The 19138-nt window shown below is 69.2% G+C and carries 16 protein-coding genes and 1 pseudogene; 15 read left to right on the top strand and 2 right to left on the bottom strand.

Annotation, left to right across the window (positions count from 1 at the left end; all coding sequences use genetic code 11):
* Window positions 1-54: 54 nt before the first annotated feature.
* From AC099J_RS24040 to AC099J_RS23970, 15 genes and pseudogenes are all read left to right on the top strand, one after another.
* Window positions 55-921, top strand: a complete 867-nt coding sequence (locus tag AC099J_RS24040; RefSeq protein ID WP_479617823.1) for a fumarylacetoacetate hydrolase family protein — start codon at window positions 55-57, stop codon at window positions 919-921.
* A gap of 10 nt (window positions 922-931) precedes the next feature.
* Window positions 932-1717 (top strand): alpha/beta fold hydrolase, encoded by a 786-nt coding sequence (locus tag AC099J_RS24035; RefSeq protein ID WP_479617822.1) that lies wholly within the window; start codon window positions 932-934, stop codon window positions 1715-1717.
* A gap of 1 nt (window position 1718) precedes the next feature.
* On the top strand, window positions 1719-3029 hold the full coding sequence (locus AC099J_RS24030) for a metal-dependent hydrolase family protein (protein WP_479617821.1): 1311 nt from the start codon (window positions 1719-1721) through the stop codon (window positions 3027-3029).
* A gap of 10 nt (window positions 3030-3039) precedes the next feature.
* Window positions 3040-4329 carry a metal-dependent hydrolase family protein gene (locus AC099J_RS24025; protein ID WP_479617820.1) on the top strand — a complete coding sequence of 430 codons (1290 nt, stop codon included), beginning with the start codon at window positions 3040-3042 and terminating at the stop codon, window positions 4327-4329.
* Between the two features lie 106 nt (window positions 4330-4435).
* A complete protein-coding gene (locus AC099J_RS24020; RefSeq protein ID WP_479617819.1) occupies window positions 4436-5383 on the top strand; it encodes a branched-chain amino acid ABC transporter permease in 948 nt (315 codons plus the stop codon).
* 379 nt (window positions 5384-5762) lie between these two features.
* Window positions 5763-6887: a branched-chain amino acid ABC transporter permease gene (locus tag AC099J_RS24015; RefSeq protein ID WP_479617818.1), complete on the top strand. Its 1125-nt coding sequence runs from the start codon at window positions 5763-5765 to the stop codon at window positions 6885-6887.
* Window positions 6888-6889: 2 nt separating this feature from the next.
* A complete protein-coding gene (locus tag AC099J_RS24010; protein WP_479618002.1) occupies window positions 6890-8119 on the top strand; it encodes an ABC transporter substrate-binding protein in 1230 nt (409 codons plus the stop codon).
* Window positions 8120-8130: 11 nt separating this feature from the next.
* Window positions 8131-8937, top strand: a complete 807-nt coding sequence (locus tag AC099J_RS24005) for an ABC transporter ATP-binding protein (protein ID WP_479617817.1) — start codon at window positions 8131-8133, stop codon at window positions 8935-8937.
* 57 nt (window positions 8938-8994) lie between these two features.
* Window positions 8995-9465: pseudogene (locus AC099J_RS24000) on the top strand (ABC transporter ATP-binding protein); the annotation flags it as partial.
* A 510-nt stretch (window positions 9466-9975) separates the two neighbouring features.
* Window positions 9976-11196 carry a Tm-1-like ATP-binding domain-containing protein gene (locus AC099J_RS23995; protein ID WP_479618001.1) on the top strand — a complete coding sequence of 407 codons (1221 nt, stop codon included), beginning with the start codon at window positions 9976-9978 and terminating at the stop codon, window positions 11194-11196.
* Window positions 11180-12010 (top strand): phosphoenolpyruvate hydrolase family protein, encoded by an 831-nt coding sequence (locus AC099J_RS23990; protein WP_479617816.1) that lies wholly within the window; start codon window positions 11180-11182, stop codon window positions 12008-12010. Before AC099J_RS23995 ends, AC099J_RS23990 begins: the two co-directional genes overlap by 17 nt.
* Complete coding sequence (locus AC099J_RS23985; RefSeq protein WP_479617815.1) at window positions 12007-13713, top strand: flotillin family protein; 1707 nt, start codon at window positions 12007-12009, stop codon at window positions 13711-13713. Before AC099J_RS23990 ends, AC099J_RS23985 begins: the two co-directional genes overlap by 4 nt.
* A 94-nt stretch (window positions 13714-13807) precedes the next feature.
* On the top strand, window positions 13808-14242 hold the full coding sequence (locus tag AC099J_RS23980) for an SRPBCC family protein (RefSeq protein ID WP_479617814.1): 435 nt from the start codon (window positions 13808-13810) through the stop codon (window positions 14240-14242).
* An 88-nt stretch (window positions 14243-14330) separates the two neighbouring features.
* Window positions 14331-15794, top strand: a complete 1464-nt coding sequence (locus AC099J_RS23975) for an SRPBCC family protein (RefSeq protein ID WP_479617813.1) — start codon at window positions 14331-14333, stop codon at window positions 15792-15794.
* A 13-nt stretch (window positions 15795-15807) separates the two neighbouring features.
* Window positions 15808-16185, top strand: coding sequence for a VOC family protein (locus AC099J_RS23970; protein ID WP_479617812.1), 378 nt, complete (start codon window positions 15808-15810; stop codon window positions 16183-16185).
* Between the two features lie 9 nt (window positions 16186-16194).
* Here the strand turns inward: AC099J_RS23970 and AC099J_RS23965 are convergent, their stop codons facing one another.
* Both AC099J_RS23965 and AC099J_RS23960 read right to left on the bottom strand, forming a co-directional pair.
* Window positions 16195-17397 carry a PQQ-dependent sugar dehydrogenase gene (locus AC099J_RS23965; RefSeq protein ID WP_479617811.1) on the bottom strand — a complete coding sequence of 401 codons (1203 nt, stop codon included), beginning with the start codon at window positions 17395-17397 and terminating at the stop codon, window positions 16195-16197.
* Window positions 17398-17474: 77 nt separating this feature from the next.
* Complete coding sequence (locus AC099J_RS23960; protein ID WP_479617810.1) at window positions 17475-18455, bottom strand: patatin-like phospholipase family protein; 981 nt, start codon at window positions 18453-18455, stop codon at window positions 17475-17477.
* Between the last annotated feature and the right edge of the window lie 683 nt (window positions 18456-19138).

The raw sequence follows: 19138 nt of genomic DNA, 5'->3' as shown, positions 1-19138 counted from the left end.
AACAGATCTCACAGCGGGCCTGGTGCTTGCATGTGGGCCGCACGGAGACAACACATGCGACTGGCAAGCTGGCGCTGGGGTGGAACCGACCACGTGGGGCTGATCTCGCCCGACGGCCGCGAGGCGACGCCGCTGGCGTGTCGCGACGCCGCCGCCGGCGTGCTGCCGCTGGTCCTGGCGCTGGCCGAAGGCGGCCAGCTGCCGGCCGCCAGCGGCACCCGCCTTCCCGTCTCGGCCATCACGCTGCGGGCCCCGCTGCCCAAGCCGCGCCGCAACCTGTTCTGCGTGGGCCGCAACTACCGCGCGCATGCGGCCGAGCTGGCCGGCACGGTGTTCCGCGACAGCCTGCCGCAGGAGGATGTCTGGCCCATCGTGTTCACCAAGACGCCCGAGACCGTGATCGGCCCGTTCGACACCGTGCGCCTGCCGGGCCGGGCCATCACCGAGCAGATCGACTACGAGAGCGAGTTGGCTGTCTTGATCGGCCGCGCCGGGCGCGACATCTCCAAGGCCCGCGCGATGGACCATGTGTTCGGCTACACGGTGGTCAACGACGTGAGCGCGCGCGACGTGCAGACGCGTCACCAGCAGTGGGACCTGGGCAAGAGCTTCGACACCTTCTGCCCCATGGGCCCGTGGATCGTGACGGCCGATGAGATGGACGGGCGCCGCACCCGCGTGCGCGGCTGGGCCAACGGCGAGCTGCGGCAGGACGGCAATACGCAGGACATGATCTTCGACATCCCCACGCTGATCGAGACCTGCTCGCGCGGCATCACGCTGCTGCCCGGCGACGTGATCGCCACGGGCACCCCCTCGGGCGTGGGCATGGGCTTTTCGCCGCCGCGCTGGTTGAAGGCGGGCGATGTGTTCAAGGTGGAGATCGATGGCATCGGCGTGATCGAGAACAGGTTCCAGTGAGCACCAGCGCATGACCTTGCACCTGATCGAGCGCTTGGTCGCCGAGGACGAAGGCGAGGGCGATGCCGTGGTCTGCATCCACGGCCTGGGCGGCAGCGCCAACAGCTTCGGCCCCTTGCTGCCGGCGTTGTCGCGCCACCGCGTGCTGCGGCTGGACCTGCCGGGCAGCGGGCGCTCGCAGCGTGCCGAGGGCGAACTTTCCATCGAACGCTATGTGGAGGCGGTGCAGGCCCTGTGCAGCCGCGCCGGTGTCACGCGCGCCCATGTGCTGGGGCATTCGATGGGCACCATCGTGGCCCAGCACCTGGCCGTGCAGGCGCCCCGGCTGGTGCGCAGCCTGGCACTCTTCGGCCCGCTGATCGCGCCGCCCGAACCGGCCCGCGCGGCCATGCGCGCACGCGCCGTGAAGGCTCGCGAAGGCGTGGCTGGTCTGCAGGAGATCGTCGTCGCGCTGGTGCAGGCGGCCCTGTCGACCGAGACGCGCCAGGGCAACCCGCTGGCCGTGGCCTATGTGCGCGAGAGCCTGATGCGCCAGGAGCCGGAAGCCTATGCGCGCAGCTGCGAGGCGCTGGCCAACGCGCAGCCCGCCGCCGTGGACCGAATCGTGTGCCCGACGCTGCTGGTGACCGGCGACGAAGACGGTGTGGCGCCACCCCAGGCCGTGCGCTCGATGGCCGAGAAGATCGTCGGCGCGCGCGTGCAGGTGCTGCCGCGTTGCGGGCACTGGGCGCCGGTGGAAAAGCCCGAGGAATGCCAGCGCGCGCTGAGCGAGTTCCTGTCGTCCCAAAGGAACTGACATGGCCGACACCCACTTCACCAACGTGCGCATCTTCGACGGCGGCGGCGAGCAGCCCTTCATGGGCGAGCTGCTGGTGGCGGGCAACCGCATCAGCCGCGTCGTCAAGACCGGTTTCGGCCAGCGCAGCCAACCGGTGGCCGGCGCCACCGTCATCGATGGCGGCGGCGCCTTCCTGATGCCGGGCATGGTGGAGGCGCACACGCATTTCAGCTGGAACGACCAGCCCAGCCTGGACGCCATCCAGCGCATGCCACCCGAAGAACACATCCTGTGGTGCGCCGAGGTCGCCAAGCGCTATCTGGACATGGGGTGGACGAGCTGCGTGGGGGCAGCCGCCGCCAAGCCACGGCTCGACGTGGTCATCCGCAACGCCATCAACGACGGCACCATCATCGGCCCGCGCTACCTGGCCGCCAGCCAGGAGATCACGGTGCCCGGCGGCCTGGGCGACACCACGCAGCCGCACCTGCCGCAACCCGAGTTCGCGTTCGGCGCTGTCGTCAGCGGCGCGGAAGAGATGCGCCGCTGCGTGCGCATGTTCGCCAAGTACGGCGTGGACACGCTCAAGATCAACCTGTCCGGCGAGTCGATCACCGGCATGTCGTCGGAGATGAGCCAGTTCACCGCGGAAGAGGTGCGTGTCTGCGTCGAAGAAGCCAAGGCCTGGGGCAAGCGCGTGGCCGCCCATGCCCGCAGCACGCCGGCCATCAAGCGCTGCGTGCAGCTGGGCATCGAGGTGATCTACCACGCGAGCTTCTGCGACGAAGAGGCGCTGGACCTGCTGGAGGCGCACAAGCACGAGCACTTCATCGCACCGGGCCTGGCGTGGCTGATCCGCACCGTGAACAACGCCAGCGAGTACGGCCTGACGCCCGAGGTCACGAGGAAGATGGGCTACCACCGCGAGCTGGAGGCGGCGATTGCCAGCATGCAGGCCCTGCGCCGGCGCGGCGTGCGCATCCTGCCCGGCGGTGACTACGGCTTTGCCTGGACACCCCACGGCACGAACGCACGCGACCTGGAGTACTTCGTCAAGTACGTGGGCATGAGCACCATGGAGGCACTGCTGTCCGCCACCGCCTGGGGCGGGCCGATGATGCAGCAGGGCAAGAACATCGGCTACCTGCGCGAAGGCTGCCTGGCCGACATGCTGCTCATCGACGGCGACCCACTGGCCGACATCACCATCCTGCAGGACAAGGCGCGCATCCTGGCCGTGATGAAGGACGGCGAGTTCCACCGCGCGCCCCCGGTGCGCGCCATGGCGGGGCAGTCCGACACGCGCCCCATGAACCGCTGGGCCGCTTGAGGAAACCACGATGGCCGAAGTCCTGTTCACCAACGTCCGCATCCTCGAAGGCAACCTGCAGCAGCCCTACCAGGGCAGCGTGCGCGTCAGCGGCAACCGCATCCGCGAGGTCGGCCGCAGCCTGGCACCCGTCGGCGGCTTCAACAGCGGCGTGACCGTCATCGACGGCGCGGGCGCCACCTTGATGCCCGGCATGTGCGAGGCGCACACGCACTTCAGCTGGAACGATGCGGCGACGCTGGCCGCCATCCAGGCCATGCCGCTTGAAGAGCACGTCCTGTGGTGCGCCAAGGTGGCGGGGCGCTACCTGCAGGCCGGCTTCACATCGTGCGTGGGCGCGGCCTGCGCCAAGCCGCGCCTGGATGTGGTCACGCGCAACGCGATCAACAGCGGCCAGATCCCGGGCCCGCGTTACCTGGCCGCCAGCCAGGAGATCACGGTGCTCGGCGGCCTGGGCGACGAGACGCTGCCGCACCTGCCGTTCCCCGAGTTCAGCTTCGGCGTCAACGTGACCGGCGCCGACGACATGCGTGGCGCGGTGCGCAGGTTTCTGAAGTACGGCGTCGACTCGGTCAAGCTGAACCTGTCCGGCGACAACTTCACGCCGCAGTCGCCCGCCGGCACCACCTGGATGACGGACGCCGAAGTGGCCGCCGCCATGCAGGAGGTCAAGATGCGCGGCAAGCGCGGCGTGGCCCATGCGCGCTCGGCCGACAGCGTGAAGCAGGCGCTGCGCCACGGCATCGAGATCATCTACCACGCCAGCTACACCGACACCGAGACGCTGGACCTGCTGGAGGCCGCCAAGGACAAGGTCTTCGTCGCGCCCGGCATCGCCATCCTCTACGCCATGCTGCACGAGGCCGAACCCTGGGGCATCACCAAGGCCATGGCCACCGGCATGGGCTACCAGGACGAGTGGGACCACGCGATCGAGTCCTTGAAGGCCATGCACAAGCGCGGTGTGCGCGTGCTGCCCGGCGGCGACTACGGCTTCGCGTTCACGCCGCATTGCCAGAACGCGCGCGACCTGGAATTCTTTGTGAAGTACCTGGGCATGACGCCGCTGGAGGCGATCCGCTCCACCGCCGAGCTGGGTGGCCAGATCATGATGAAGCCCGGTGAGCTGGGCCTGGTGCGCACCGGCTGCCTGGCCGATCTGCTGCTGGTGGACGGCGACCCGCTGGCCAACCTGGCGATCCTGCGCGACCCCAAGCGCATCCTGGCGGTGATGAAGGATGGCGAGTTCGCCAAGGCGCCGCCGGTCGCGCATGAGCGCAGATGGGAGAGGGCTGCATGAGCGCGAGGACGAGGGGCCCCGCTTGCGGGAATCGGCCCAGCGATGCCGCTCTGCCGCCGACCCACGCGACCTGCGACCTGAACACCACCGTTCGGAGGCGGTCGACATGACCCGCAACCAGCGCATCGCCCTGTGGCTGCTGGTCGGCGGCCCGATCCTCGTCTTCTCGGTCTGGGCCGTGGCCGACAACACGCGGCTGTACTTCGTCACGCTGCTGAACAGCCTCACGCTGGCCTCGCTCTACTTCATCGTGGCCAGCGGCTTCACGCTGGTGTTCGGCCTCATGCGCAACGTGAACCTGGCGCACGGCTCGCTCTATTTGCTGGGCGGCTACGTGGGTTATGTGGTGGCCGACAAGACGGGCTGGTGGGTGCTGGCGCTGGCGGCGGGCTTCGCGGCGGCGGCCATCGCGGGCCTGCTGATCCAGGTTCTCGTCCTGCGCCGCATGCAGGGGCAAGATTTGCGGCAGACGCTGGTGACCATCGGACTGTCGATCGTGATCGCCGATGTGCTGTTGTGGATCTTCACCGGCCAGGTGCACCAGATGGAAGCGCCTTCGCTGCTGCAGGGTCCCATCCGTGGCATCCCGCTGATCAATGCGTACGGTGCGTTTCGCCTCAGCCTGCTGGGCTTCGGCATCGTGATCGGCATCGGCCTGTGGTGGCTGCTGAACAAGACGCGCGTGGGCGCCATGATCCGCGCCGGTGTGGACGACCGCGGCATGCTGGCCGCAGCCGGCGTCAACGTCGATCGCGTCTTCGCGGTGACGTTCATGCTGGGCGCCGGGCTCGCGGGCCTGGGCGGCGTCATCGGCGCGGTGGAGTTGTCGATGGTGCCGGGCGAAGACATCCGGCTGCTGCTGGCCTCGCTGATTGTGGTGATCGTGGGCGGCATGGGCAGCGTGGTGGGGGCCGCCATCGGTGCGGTGATCCTGGGGCTGGCGGAGACGTATGGGCTGGCCTACGCGCCGACCTACAGCGTGGTGTTCACGTTCGTGATCCTGATCCTGGTGCTGGCGTTCCGGCCGCGCGGGATCATGGGGAAGGCAGCTTGATGGCAACCCTTGTGATGCCATCTGGGTGCACGGGCGAGGAGAGGCTCGGGGCGGGCCCACGCCGACGGTGTACTCCGCTCCGCGAATGTCCCCCGGCCGCGCCGGCCTGCGGCCGGCGCGGCCTCCTCCTTTATTTCGCTGCGCAGAGCACACCATCGTCGCGGTCCGTCAGCGCAGTTCTTGACCGCTCGGCACGACGCGCCGTGGTCAGGGCCGAGGGTATCGGGTGGCCCCTGCAGCGAAATCAAGGAGGAGCCTGGGCCGCCTGCGGCCCTGGCGGGGGACATTCGCGGAAGGGGCTACCCGGTGACCTCGGCCCGCGCCCCCAAGCCCTCCGCGCCCAAGTTGCATCCAGAGCGCAGCGCCATGGAGAGCCAACATGAGCGCATCCCAATGGCGCCGCGCCATGAACCGGCAACCGGCTGGCTCGTCAGCTCGCACCCGCGTGCCCAACCCGCTCACGCAAGTCACACCCACCGCAGACACCACACCACGCTGGACCTCCTCCTGGCGCGCCATCCGCATCCGCCACGCCATCACGCTCATCGCGCTGTTGCTGTTGCCCTTCGTCGCCTCGCCCTTCTTCACGTTCCAGGTCGCATCCCAGGCGCTGGTGCTCGGCCTTATCGCGCTGTCGCTGACCTTCCTGGGCGGCTACGGGGGCATGGTGTCGCTGGCGCAGATGACGGTGGCCGGCATCGCGGGCTACGGCGTGGCCGTGCTGGGCACCAGCAGCAGCACGGTCATCAGCCTGGGCTGGCCTTGGTGGGTGGCGATCCCGTTTGCGGTGTTGATCGCCACCGCCTGCGCCACCTTGATCGGCTGGCTGTCGGTGCGCACCGAGGGCATCTACACCATCATGATCACGCTGGCCGTGGGCGTGGCGTTCTACTACCTGGTGCTGCAGAACTACAGCGTGTTCAACGGCTTCCAGGGCCTGCGCGAGCTCAAGCCGCCGACAGTGTTCGGCCTGCAGTGGCGCGACCCGCTGCCGTTCTATTTTTTGTCGCTGGCCTGCGCGCTCGGCGGCTACTGGCTCATCAAATGGGTGGTGCGCGCGCCGTTCGGCATCGCGCTGCAGGGCATCCGCGACAACCCGCGCCGCATGGCCGCGCTGGGCTATGCCGTGGTGGCGCACCGCGTGGCGGCCTATGCGCTCGCGGGCGCGCTGGCGGCGGTCGGCGGCATCCTGCTGGCTTGGTACAACGGGCTCATGACGCCGGGCTCGGTGGGCACCAGCTGGCTGATCAACATCCTCGTCATCGCCGTGCTCGGCGGCATGCGGCACCCCATCGGCGCGTTCATCGGCGCCGTGCTGTTCGTGCTGCTGCAGACCTTCGCCATCGACCTGGTCGACCGCGAACGCTTCAACCTGGTCATCGGTGGCGTGTTTCTCGCCATCGTGCTGTGTTCCCCCGACGGCCTGCTCGGATTGTGGGTCAAGGCGCGTGCGCGCTTTGGACCCCGGCAAGCCACAACGCCAACCCCAAGGAGACAAGCGTGAACATGAAGCAGACATTGCTGGCGGCTGCGGCCGCCCTCGTCGTGACCGGTGCCTGGGCCCAGGGCCAGCCCATCAAGATCGGCCTGTTGGCCACGCTGGAGGGCCCGTTCGCGGCCGGCGGCGCGGATGGCATGCGCGGGGCCGAACTGGCGGTGAAGGAGCGCGGCGGCATGGTGGCCGGGCGCAAGATCGAGATCATCAAGGCCAGCTCGGACGCAAAGCCCGACGTGGCCGTCAACGCCACGCGCAAGCTGGTGGAGCAGGACAAGGTCGACATCATGGTCGGCCCGCTGTCGGGCGGCGAGGGCATCGCCGTCAAGGACTATTCCAAGACGCAGCCGCAGGTGACCTTCATCAACGGCGCCTCGGGCGCGCAGGCAACCACGCTGGACAGCCCCAGCCCCAACTTCTTTCGCTTCAACACCGAGGGCGCGCAGTGGATGATGGGCCTGGGCCAGGCCGCGCTGGACAAGGGCTACAAGCGTGTGATGGTCATCGCAGAGGACTACGCGTTTCCGTACTCGCAGGTGCAGGGCTTCATGTCGGAGTTCTGCGCCAAGGGCGGTAAGGTGCCGATCAAGGCCTGGGTGCCGCTGGGCGGCAAGGACTACAGCTCCGTCATCGCGCGCATTCCCAAGGATGTGGACGCGCTGCTGGTCGTGCTGGGCGGCGCCGACGCGGTCAACTTCCTCACGCAGTACGAGAACGCCGGGGGCGACAAGCCGCTGCTGGGCGGCTCGATCACGGTGAGCCAGGACGTGCTGAACTACCGTGGCAAGCGGCGTGATTCGCTGGTGGGCACGCTGTCAGCGGGCCCCGTGGCCGACAGCTACGACGGCGCCGGCTGGAAGGCATTCGTGGCGGACTACCAGAAGACCTACCCCGTGTCTTCCGGCGCCTTCCCCAGCCCCAGCCTGTTCGCCTACGTGTACTACACGAACATGAAGGCCGCGCTCGACGGGCTGGATGCGGTGAAGGGCGATCTGACCGGCAACCAGGCCAAGTACCGCGAAGCGCTGCAGAAGATGGTGCTGAAGACGCCCACCGGCGACGTGCGGCTGGACGGCAACCGGCAGGCCATCGGCACCACCTTCGTCACCGAGGTGGTGAAGGACGCGCAGGGCAACCTCACCACCAAGGTCAGCAAGAAGGTCGACAACATCGACCAGTTGCTGGGCATGAAGAAGGAAGATTTCAAGACCGGTACACGCGACGTGCCAGCGTGCCCATGAGGCTCTGAGCGATGGCCACTGTCACCCCTTTGCGACCCGGCCCTGCGCGCGCGGCAGCACCGCGCGCGCTGGCCTCGGGCGACGCGCTGGTGCTCGAAGGCGTGACGCGCGCCTTCGGTGCGCTGCGCGCCGTCGACGAGGTGTCGTTCGCGGTGGCGGCGGGCCAGAAATATGCGGTGCTGGGCAGCAACGGCGCGGGCAAGACCACGCTGTTCAACGCCATCACGGGCGACTTCCCGCCGACCAGCGGGCGCATCCGCTTCTTCGGTGAAGACATCACCGAGCTGCCGCCGCACGAGCGCATCCGCAAGGGGCTGCGGCGCACCTACCAGTCGTCGCTGCTGTTTCGCGACCTGTCGGTGCGCGACAACCTGTTCCTGGCCGTGCGCGGCGTGGCCAATGGCCGCTTCAGCCTGCGCCGCGCCGGGGCCACGCATGCGTCCACCCTGGCCACGCAAGACCTGCTGGAGCGTGCGCGCCTCGCGCACATCGCCGACGAGCTGGTCGCCAACCTGGCGCACGGCCAGCAGCGCCAGCTGGAGATCGGCATGGCGCTGGCCGGCGCGCCGCGGCTGATTCTGTTCGATGAGCCGGCGGCCGGGCTGTCGCCGGCTGAGCGGCGCGAGCTGGTGGCGCTGCTGGGTTCGCTGCCGGCGCACATGAGCTTCGTGCTGATCGAGCATGACCTGGACATCGCGCTGCGCGTGACCGAGTACGTGACGGTGATGCACAACGGCCGAGTGCTCAAGAGCGGCACGCCGGCCGAGATCGAGAACGACAGCGAAGTGCAGGCGATCTACATGGGAGGGCGCCACTGATGCATCCGCACCGCGCCACCATGCTGGACCTGGCGCGCGGCGCCATGGACAACTGATATGGCCGCACCACTTCTGGCCATCGAGGGCCTGGACGTCTACTACGGCCGCGCCCACGCGCTGCAGGGCGTGAGCCTCTTGCTGGAGCGCGGCGTGCTCGGCATCGTGGGCCGCAACGGCATGGGCAAGACCACGCTGTGCAATGCCATCACCGGGCTGGTGCCTGCGCACTGCAGCGCGACCGGCAGCGTGCGCTTCATGGGCGAGGAGATCCTGGGCCTGCCGGCCGACCGCATCACACGCCGTGGCATTGCCTACGTGCCGCAGGGCCGGCGCGTGTGGCCCTCGCTGACGGTCGACGAAACCCTGCGCCTGGTGGCGGCCAGGCGCGGCGATGTGGACCGCGTCTACGCCATGTTCCCGCGCCTGGCCGAGCGCAAGGGCAATGGCGGCGCGCAGTTGTCAGGTGGCGAGCAGCAGATGCTGGCCATCGGCCGCGCGCTGCTGTTGAAACCCCGCCTGCTGGTGATGGACGAGCCGACGGAAGGGCTCGCGCCCGTCATCGTCGAACACGTCGCCCAGTCGCTGCGCGCGCTGGCCGCCGAGGGCGAGATCGGCATCCTGCTGATCGAGCAGAACCTGGGCGTGGCGATCGAGGTGTCGGACCGCATCGGCGTGATGGTCAACGGCCGCATCGCGCAGCTGATGCCGGCAGCCGAGCTGGGCGCCGACCGCGCGCTGCAGGAGCGGCTGCTGGGGGTGCGCTCTGTCGCCGACGAGCCGGACGACGTTGCCCAGCCAGCTGCGGCTGGTGCCCCCGCCACCATCCTCACCGTGGCGCGTGCCCATGGCGACGGCGCGCCTTCGCTCGACGCCTTGTTGCCGCGCACTGTGCGCGGCTTCAACCGCTGGAACGCGGGCGACGCGGCCGCGCCCGTCACCGACATCTCACGCGCGGCGGAGGCGCCCCTTAACCCCAAACCCGCGCCGGCCGTCGTCGTCGAGTTTCCCGTTGCCGCCACCAGCGTACGCGCGGCCTACGTGGCCGGCACCTTCGACACCAAAGGCCGTGAGCTGGCCTACCTGCGCCAGTGCCTGGAAAAGCTGGGCCTGCGCGTGGTGACGGTGGACCTGGCCACCAGTGGCAAGCCCTCACCCGCCAGCGTGCACCCGCGTGAGGTGGCGCGCCACCACCCCGGCGGAGAAGGGGCAGTGTTCAGCGGCGACCGTGGCACGGCGGTGACGGCCATGGCGCTGGCCTTCGAGCGCTATGTGCTGACCCGGCGCGACCTGGGCGGCCTGATCTCGGCCGGCGGCTCGGGCGGCACGTCGCTCGCCACACCGGCCATGCGCGCGCTGCCGATCGGCGTGCCCAAGATGATGGTGAGCACGGTGGCCAGCGGCGACGTGCGGCCCTATGTGGGCCCCAGCGACATCTGCATGATGTATTCGGTCACCGACGTGCAGGGCATCAACCGCATCAGCGAGAAGGTGCTGGCCAACGCCGCGCACGCGCTGGCCGGCATGGTCACGCACCCCATGCCCGACAGCGCGGTGCGCAAGCCCGCTCTGGGCCTGACCATGTTCGGCGTGACCACGCCCTGCGTGCAGGCGGTCACCAAGCAGCTGGAGGCCGACTACGACTGCCTTGTGTTCCACGCCACCGGCACGGGCGGGCAGAGCATGGAGAAGCTGGCCGACTCGGGCCTCTTGGCCGGCGTGATCGATGTATCGACCACCGAGATCGCCGACGAGATCGTGGGCGGCATCATGTCGGCCGGGCCGACGCGGCTGGATGTGTTTGCGCGCCATGCGTTGCCCTGGGTCGGCTCGGTCGGCGCGCTGGACATGGTGAACTTCGGCGCGAAGGGCACCGTGCCCGAGCGCTTTCGCCAGCGCCGCTTCTACCAGCACAACGCCAGCGTGACGCTGATGCGCACCACGCCGGATGAGTGCCGCGCCATGGGCGAGTTCCTGGCCGCCAAGTGCAACGCGATGCGCGGGCCGGTGCGGCTCTTGATCCCCGAGGGCGGCGTCTCGGCCATCGACAAGCCTGGCCAGCCCTTCCACGACCCCGAGGCCGACCGCGCGCTGTTCACCGCCATCGAGCAGAACTTTCGCGCCGGCACGCAGAGGAAGCTGGTGCGCCTGCCGCACCACATCAACGACGAAGCCTTTGCCGACGCGCTGGTCGCCGCGTGGCGCGAAGTTTCGGCCCCCACCACCCATCCACAGGAGCGGGCCCATGCCACGCATCGCTAGAGAAGAGCTGCTGCAGCGCTTTCGCGCCAAGATCGCCGCGGGCCGGCCGCTGATCGGCGGTGGCGCCGGCACCGGCCTGTCGGCCAAATGCGAAGAGGCCGGCGGCATCGACCTGATCGTCATCTACAACTCGGGCCGCTACCGCATGGCCGGGCGTGGCTCGCTGGCCGGGCTGCTGGCCTATGGCAACGCCAACGAGATCGTCTGCGAGATGGCGCGCGAGGTGCTGCCGGTCGTGCAGCACACGCCGGTGCTGGCGGGCGTGAACGGCACCGACCCGTTCATGATCCCCGACCAGTTCCTGCGCCGGCTGATCGACCTGGGCTTTTCGGGCGTGCAGAACTTTCCGACGGTGGGCCTGATCGACGGCACGTTCCGCGCCAATCTGGAGGAAACCGGCATGGGCTACGGGCTGGAGGTGGACCTGGTGCGCCGCGCCCGTGCGATGGATCTCTTGACGACGCCGTATGTGTTCCGCGCCTCCGAGGCCAGTGCCATGGCCGAGGCGGGCGCCGACATCGTGGTGTGCCACATGGGGCTGACGACGGGCGGCAACATCGGCGCCGAGACCGCCCTGCAGCTGTCCGACTGCGTGGCGCCGATCCGCGAGTGGGCGGCCGCCGCCAAGGCCGTGAACCCTGAAGTGCTGGTGCTGTGCCACGGCGGGCCGATCGCCACGCCCGAGGATGCGCGCTGGATCCTCGGCCAGTGCCCTGAACTGCACGGCTTCTACGGCGCCAGCTCGATGGAGCGCCTCCCCACCGAAATCGCCTTGACCGAAACCACCCGACGTTTCACGGAGATCGCACGATGACCGGCACGCAATTTGGCAGTTTTCTGTTGGGCCTGATCGTGGTGGCGATCGTCGTCGCCATCGTGGTCGGCCTGATGCACTGGCTGTACCTGCGCAGCAGCAAGGAGCGCGCCTTCGTGCGCACCGGGCTGGGCGGGCAGAAGGTGGTGCTGGACGGCGGCGCCTTCGTGCTGCCCATCGTGCACGACGTGATCCCCGTGAACATGAACACGCTGCGTCTGGAGGTGAGCCGCGGGCGCGACAAGGCCCTCATCACCAAAGACCGCATGCGCGTGGACGTGATCGCCGAGTTCTATGTGCGCGTGGCGGCCCAGCCCGACGCCGTGGCGGCAGCAGCGCAGACGCTGGGCCTGCGCACCATGGAGCCCGAGCAGCTGAAGGAGCTGGTGGAAGGCAAGTTCGTCGACGCGCTGCGCACGGCGGCGGCCGAGATGACCATGGAGGAGCTGCACGAGAAGCGCGGCCACTACGTCAAGCGCGTGCGCGAGGCCGTGGCCGGCGACCTGACCAAGAACGGGCTGGAGCTGGAGGCCGCGTCGCTGACCCAGCTGGACCAGACCGGCATGGAGTTCTTCAACCCCAGCAATGCCTTCGACGCCGAGGGCCTGACGCGGCTGACCGAGCAGATCGAACACCGCAAGAAGCAGCGCAACGATGTGGAGCAGGACACGCTGATCGCGATCCGCAACAAGAACCTGGAGGCCGAGAAGCTCAGCCTGGACATCGACCGCGAGGCCGAGCAGGCGCGCCTGTCGCAGCAGCGCGAGGTGGAGTTCTCGCGCGCGCGCCAGCGCTCCGAGCTCACCAGCGAGCGCGCCCAGCGCGAGCAGGATGCCGAAGGCGCGCAGATCACCGCCAAGCAGGCCATCGACCTGGCGCGCATCCGCAGCGAGCAAAGCCTGGAGCAGGAACGCATCCGCAAGGAAAGCAGCATCCAGGCCGCCGAGATCGAACGCCGGCAGTCGCTGGAACTGGCCGAGCAGCAGCGCGCGATTGCCGTGGCGCGCGAGAGCGAGGCGCTGTCGAACGCGCAGGCCGGGGCCGAGGTGGCGCGGGCCTTGGCGGTGGCGGCCGAAGAGAAGGTGTTCACCGCGCGCGAGGTCGAGATGGCCGAACGCAAGAAGGCCATCGACCTGATCGGCGCATCGCAGGCGGCTGAGCGCGAGGCCTTGCAGCTGACGGTGGCCGCACATGCCGAGATGACGGCCAGCGCCGACCGTGGCACCGCCATCCGCGCGCAGGCCGAGGCCGATGCCGACGCCGACCGCATCCGCTCGCTGGCCATCCGCGTGCGCGCCGAGATCGAGGCCGAAGCCCAGCGCTGGATGAACGAGGCGCAGAACGTGCTGTCGCCCGAGGCGCGTCTGTCGGCCCTGCGCATGCGCCTGGTCGAGAAAGCCGAGGGCATCATCCGCGAATCCGTGCGGCCGATGGAGCGCATCGAGGGCATCAAGATCCTGCATGTGGATGGGCTGGGCGGTGGCGGCGGGGGTGGCGACGGCAGCAGCAGCGGCGGCGGGTTTGCCGATGGGGTCGTCAACTCCGCGCTGCGCTTTCGCGCGCAGGCGCCGCTGGTGGACCAGCTGCTGCGCGAGATCGGCCTGGATGCAGGTGACATCCAGCGGCTGGCCGGGGGCGCTTCTGGCGCCAACGCGGCTTTGCCGCCGGCGCAGCCGCATCCACAACCGCAGGAGGCACGATGAGCCCCCACGCGCGTCACTGCTGTCACTGCACGCACTCGCTGCCCCCCAAGGGGGCGCCAAGCTCCCTTGGGGCGGCCCGGCGGGAGCTTGATCGATGATCCGCCTCTACGTCTCCAGCGTGATCGAGGCCAGCGCCGACAACGTGTGGGCGCGCGTGCGCGACTTCAACGGCCTGCCGCAGTGGCACCCGGGCATTGCCGACAGCCGCATCGAGAACGGTGAGCCTTCGGACCGCATCGGCTGCATCCGCCACTTCCACACGCGCGACGGGGGCACCATCCGCGAACGGCTGCTGGCTTTGTCCGACTACGACTTCAGCTGCACCTACGAGATTTTGGAGAGCCCGATGGGCGTGGCCAACTACGTGGCGACGCTCAAGCTCACGCCGGTGACCGATGGCAACCGCTGCTTTGCCGAGTGGAGCGCCGAGTTCGATTGCGACGAGGGCCGTGAGCGGGCGTTGACGCAGACCATCGCCGAGGGTGTGTTCCAGGGCGGCTTCAACGCCTTGAAACAGCACTGGCGCTGAGCATGGGCCCCCACGCACGTCACGCCGTGTACTTGCTGCCCCCCGAGGGGGTGCAGGCCCTCCTTGGGGCGGCCCGGCGGAGGGCTTGATGCTGCAAAAGGTCGTCCGCTCCACCATCATCGACGCGCCGATTGCGCGGGTGTGGGCCGTGCTGCGCGACTTCAACAGCCACGACCAGTGGCACGACGTGGTGGACCAAAGCCGCATCGAGGGCGGCGAGCGCAGCGACCAGGTCGGCTGTGTGCGCAGCTTTTCGCTCAAGGACGGCAACCGCATCCGCGAGCAGCTGCTGACGCTGGACGACCGACTCTACAAAAGCACCTACTGCATCGTCGAGGCCACGGTGCCGCTGCAGCGCTATGTGGCCACCGTCACGCTCAAACCCGTCACCGACAGCGACCGCACCTTCTGGCATTGGGAATCGACCTTCGCCACGCCCCCGGGCATGGAGCGCGAGCTGCGCGACATGGTGGCCAACGGCGTCTATGAGGCCGGCTTCGCCAACCTGCGCCGGCATCTGGAGCGTGGCGCCGATCTGCGCGACCCTGGCAGCGCGCCCATGCCCTCGGCGCTGGCGCTGCCCACGCGGCGCGTTGTGCTGCAGGACTATGGCGGCGCTGGCAACCTGCGCGTGCAGGACGGCGAGGCGCCGCCGCCCGCGGCCGGCGAGGTCCGCATCCGCCAGCGCGCCGTCGGCCTGAACTACATCGACGTGTACCAGCGCCGTGGCCAGCTGCCGACCATGCTCGCGCCTGGCGGCACGCCCGGCATGGAGGCGGCCGGCAGCGTGCTGGACTGCGGTGAGGGCGTACACGGCTTTCTGCCCGGCGAGCGCGTGGCCTACCTGGGGCCGCAGCCCGGCGCCTATGCCACCGTGCGCAGCGTGCCGGCCCGCTGGCTGGTGCGGCTGCCGCCGGCGGTGGACGACGAGGTGGCGGCCGCGCTGCTGCTCAAGGGGTTGACGGCAGACTTTCTTCTGCACGATCTCGCGCCCGTGCAGCGGGGTGCGCGCTGGCTGGTGCACGCGGCCGCCGGCGGGCTGGGCCTGGTTCTGTGCAGCTGGGCGGCCCGGCTGGGTGCGCAGGTCATCGGCACCGTCTCCAACGAGGCCAAGGCCCGCCTGGCACGCGCGCATGGTTGCACGCAGGTCATCGTCACGCCGGACTACCGCTTCGCCGACGCCGTGCAGCGCGCCGTAGGCGGCGCCGACGTCATCGTCGACGGGCTGGGCAAAGAGGCGCAGCGCGAGAACATGGCGGCGCTGGCGCCTTGCGGCCACTGGATCAGCCTGGGCCAGGCCAGTGGCCCATTGGGCGCGCTGGACCCGGACGCGCTGCTGATGAAGTCCGCCACGTTCTCACGCCCGGTCGTGTTCGCGTACACCGCCGAGCCGCAGACGCTGGCCCGCCGCGCCACACGCCTGTGGGCCGCGCTGGCCGACGGCAGCATCCAGGCGCCCACCATCGAGCGCTACACGCTGGAGGCCGCGGCCGAGGCGCACGCACGCCTCGAATCGCGCGGGCGCACGGGTGCGATCATCCTGGTCCCTTGAAGGAGCACACACCATGATCCTCGGCATGAACCATTTCACCGTGATCGCGGAGGACCCGCAGGCGACCATGGATTTCTACACCGGTCTGCTCGGGCTGAAGCCAGGCTTTCGGCCCGACCTGGGTTTCCCCGGCGCCTGGCTCTACGGCGAAGACCCCAAGCAGGCCGTGCTGCACGTCTATTTCGACCGGCCGGTGCCGGCGCAGCGCGCAGGGGTGATCGACCACATGGCGTTCACCGCGCAGGGCTTGAAGGCCGTGAAGGGCCGGTTCGATGCGGCGGGTTGGAAGTACGACCTGCGGCGCCAGGCAGGCGGGCTGTGGCAGCTCTTCTGCCATGACCCCAATGGCGCCAAGGTGGAGCTGGACTTCGACAAGTCCGAAGAAGTCTAGCGCCCGCGCTCACCGCGCCAGCCGCATCAGCTTGCCGCTGTCCGTCAGCAGCAGAAGCGCACCGTCGGGTGCCTGGCGCACATCGCGAAAGCGCTCGCCCAGGGTGTCGAACATGGCCTCGCGCGCCGCCACCGCATTGCCGCTCAGCGTCAGGCGCCACAGCGCCCGGCCGGCCAGTGCGCCGCTGAACAGCTGGCCCTGCCATTCCGGGAACATGGTGCCGGTGTAGAAGGCCAGCCCCGCAGGCGCGATGGAGGGCGGCCCCCAGGTCGTCAATGGCTCGACGAACGTGGGCGCGTGCACGCCGCCGCCATAGCGGCAGGCCGCGCTGGGCGCGACGTCGTAGGGGCAGCCGTAGCTGCGCAGCGGCCAGCCGAAGTTGGCGCCGGCCCGCGCGATGTTGATCTCGTCGCCGCCCTGCGGGCCGTGTTCGCTGACCCACAGTTCGCCGGTGTCCGGGTGCAGCGCCGCACCTTGCGAGTTGCGGTGGCCGATGCTCCACAGGCCGGGGCGCGCCTGGGCGCCGAAGTTCGGGTTGTCGGCGGGCGCCGTGCCGTCGCGTGCAATGCGCACGACCTTGCCCAGCGTCTGCGCCACATCCTGCGCGGGGTCGAACAGGAAGCGCTCGCCCAATGTCACGAACAGCGTCTTGTCGCGCGCGAACACCAGGCGCGAACCGAAGTGGTTGCCGCCAGCCACCTTGGGCGCCTGGCGGAAGATCACCGTGACGTCCGCCAGCGCATCGCCCACGAGCCGCGCGCGCAGCACGGCCGTGCCGGCCAGCCCCGCCTCGGCGCCGCTACCGGGCTCCGCATAGCTCAGGTAGATCCACGGCGCAGCGGCCGAGTAGTCCGGGTCGATCGCCACGTCGAGCAGGCCGCCTTGGCCGGCTGACGCCACGCCCGGCACGCCGCCGATGGGCGCCAGCGTGGTGCGCCCGTCAGCCGACAGGCGCAGCAGGCTACCGGCCTTTTGCGTCACCAGCATCTGGCCATCGGGCAGCACCGCCAGGCCCCACGGGTTCTGCAAGGTGGTGTGCAGGGTGGTGAGTTGCGGCGCTGCCAGTGGTGCGGGCGGCGGCGTGGGGGCAGGGTCATTGCCCTCGCCACCGCCGCCGCACGAGAGCGTGCCCGCCACGGCGAACACCATGAAGGTCATCCTGCGCATGGCGCCGATCGTCGCGTTGCGTGTCGCTTCGAAGGTCGTTTCCACGGGGTGTCTCCTGAAGGATGGGCTACAACCACGCCGGCCATGCTACGCCGCACTGCCCAGGTGCGCCGCCCCGCCACTCATGCCGCGCGATGGACTGCTGGCTCTTCGCGGCCCAGATACCGGGTCGCGATGTCGACCGGCGTGGGGAGTTGCTTGCCTCTGCGCGTTGCCAGCCAGGCTTCGCAAGCAGCGACACCGCGTTGCCGCAACACATAGAACAGTTCGAGCGCGACCGTGCGTTTGATGGACGGTTCGATCTCCAGCGCCGTCCCGGCGTCTGGCAGACTGACCACGTGCAGCCGGACGTCTACGTCCCGCGCCGTTCGGTTCATGGCATCGATCGCCTGCAGCTCGGCGACCAGCCCCTGGATCGAGGCAATCTCGTTGATCCGGTTGAGGATGTTCTTGGCCGTGGTCGGCGTCTCTACCCGTTGCAAAGGCGTGAGTTCAACGAGCAGGATGTCGGTCTGCGGGGCGCTCTGGTACAGGGGCCACATCGACGGATTTCCGGCATAGCCGCCATCCCAATACGACTGCCCGTCGATCACCACCGCCTGGAAAACCATCGGCGCACAGGCAGAGGCCAGAATCGTCTGCAAACTGTGTTCGCCCGGCCCGAACACCCGGCACCGACCGGTGTTCACATTCGTGGCGTTGACGAACAGGCTGTTCGGCCCCGTGACGTTCAGTGCGTCCACGTCGACCACGCCGGCCAGCAGCGCACGCAGGGGTTCCATCGCGAGAGGGTTGACGAGGTAGGGAGACACCAACGGCATGGCGTCGTCCCAGAGGCCAAGCCCGGGTTTGCGCAGTGGCGTCAACAGCCAGGCCAGTGGCGTGCCCACTACGGCAACGCCATGCCAAAGGCGGTTCAAGTGGTCCTTGGCGCCGGCCCGGCCGCCGTGCGCCAGGCCTGACACCAGGGCCGCACCGTTCAAGGCGCCTGCACTGGTGCCGCTGATCTGGCCGAGGTCGATGCCCTCCTCGTCGAGCAGGCGGTCGAGCACGCCCCAGGTGAAGGCGCCGTGGGCGCCCCCGCCCTGCAGGGCGAGTTGCAAGGGGGTCGATCGGCTGACGGTGCGCAGGGAAGTGGTTTTCATGGGGGTGGACGGGCCAAGGTGAGGAGGGGATGGCCCATCTTGCGTGGAGGGCGGGCACGAACCCGTCGTCTTGCGACCTACGTTGAAGTAGTCCCGTGGGCGAAGCTGCGCGGGGCCTCATGCGCTTTCAGCGCGCGCAGCAGCGCATGAAGGACGTGCTGGAGATGCCCGATGCAGATGCCGTTCGCATGATTCGCTCGATTCAGGAGAACGGGTGGCGCGTGTCGGGCAAGCCGGCGAAGGAGTACCCGCGGCTGGAGGGATGAGGCCTCGGCTTCGCGTCCGATCGAGGCCGTGCAGTCAGCGTTCGAGGATCGCGAGGGGGGTAGACCAAGGCCGCTGCGGCGGCTGACCCGGCACGCATTCAGCTGCGGCACGGCTGCCGTACCGACACAGGGCGCGCGTGTCATGCCTGCCCGGCAGGCCATGTCGATCTGGATTGCGTTCGTTCGTCGATAGGATGCGAGGCGCACTCGGGCGAGCGCGCTGACCGATCAACCCAAAGGAGCGAAGACATGTCCTACTGTCCTGTCGCAAAAATAACTTGCACGATTTTTGCAAGCCTTTCGGTATATTGGTTGCCGGAGGCAGAGATGCGTCAGATGCGTGCGGATGCGGTTATCGAGCTGGGACAGGAAGAG

It is taken from the genome of Rhodoferax sp. RT4P68, from assembly GCF_056521305.1.
This window is presented reverse-complemented; position numbering and strand designations above follow the sequence as displayed.

Coding starts and splice junctions, on each gene's coding strand:
- AC099J_RS24040 (WP_479617823.1), top strand. CDS start 55: ATGCGACTGGCAAGCTGGCGCTGGGGTGGAACCGACCACGTGGGGCTG.
- AC099J_RS24035 (WP_479617822.1), top strand. CDS start 932: ATGACCTTGCACCTGATCGAGCGCTTGGTCGCCGAGGACGAAGGCGAG.
- AC099J_RS24030 (WP_479617821.1), top strand. CDS start 1,719: ATGGCCGACACCCACTTCACCAACGTGCGCATCTTCGACGGCGGCGGC.
- AC099J_RS24025 (WP_479617820.1), top strand. CDS start 3,040: ATGGCCGAAGTCCTGTTCACCAACGTCCGCATCCTCGAAGGCAACCTG.
- AC099J_RS24020 (WP_479617819.1), top strand. CDS start 4,436: ATGACCCGCAACCAGCGCATCGCCCTGTGGCTGCTGGTCGGCGGCCCG.
- AC099J_RS24015 (WP_479617818.1), top strand. CDS start 5,763: ATGAGCGCATCCCAATGGCGCCGCGCCATGAACCGGCAACCGGCTGGC.
- AC099J_RS24010 (WP_479618002.1), top strand. CDS start 6,890: ATGAAGCAGACATTGCTGGCGGCTGCGGCCGCCCTCGTCGTGACCGGT.
- AC099J_RS24005 (WP_479617817.1), top strand. CDS start 8,131: ATGGCCACTGTCACCCCTTTGCGACCCGGCCCTGCGCGCGCGGCAGCA.
- AC099J_RS23990 (WP_479617816.1), top strand. CDS start 11,180: ATGCCACGCATCGCTAGAGAAGAGCTGCTGCAGCGCTTTCGCGCCAAG.
- AC099J_RS23985 (WP_479617815.1), top strand. CDS start 12,007: ATGACCGGCACGCAATTTGGCAGTTTTCTGTTGGGCCTGATCGTGGTG.
- AC099J_RS23980 (WP_479617814.1), top strand. CDS start 13,808: ATGATCCGCCTCTACGTCTCCAGCGTGATCGAGGCCAGCGCCGACAAC.
- AC099J_RS23975 (WP_479617813.1), top strand. CDS start 14,331: ATGCTGCAAAAGGTCGTCCGCTCCACCATCATCGACGCGCCGATTGCG.
- AC099J_RS23970 (WP_479617812.1), top strand. CDS start 15,808: ATGATCCTCGGCATGAACCATTTCACCGTGATCGCGGAGGACCCGCAG.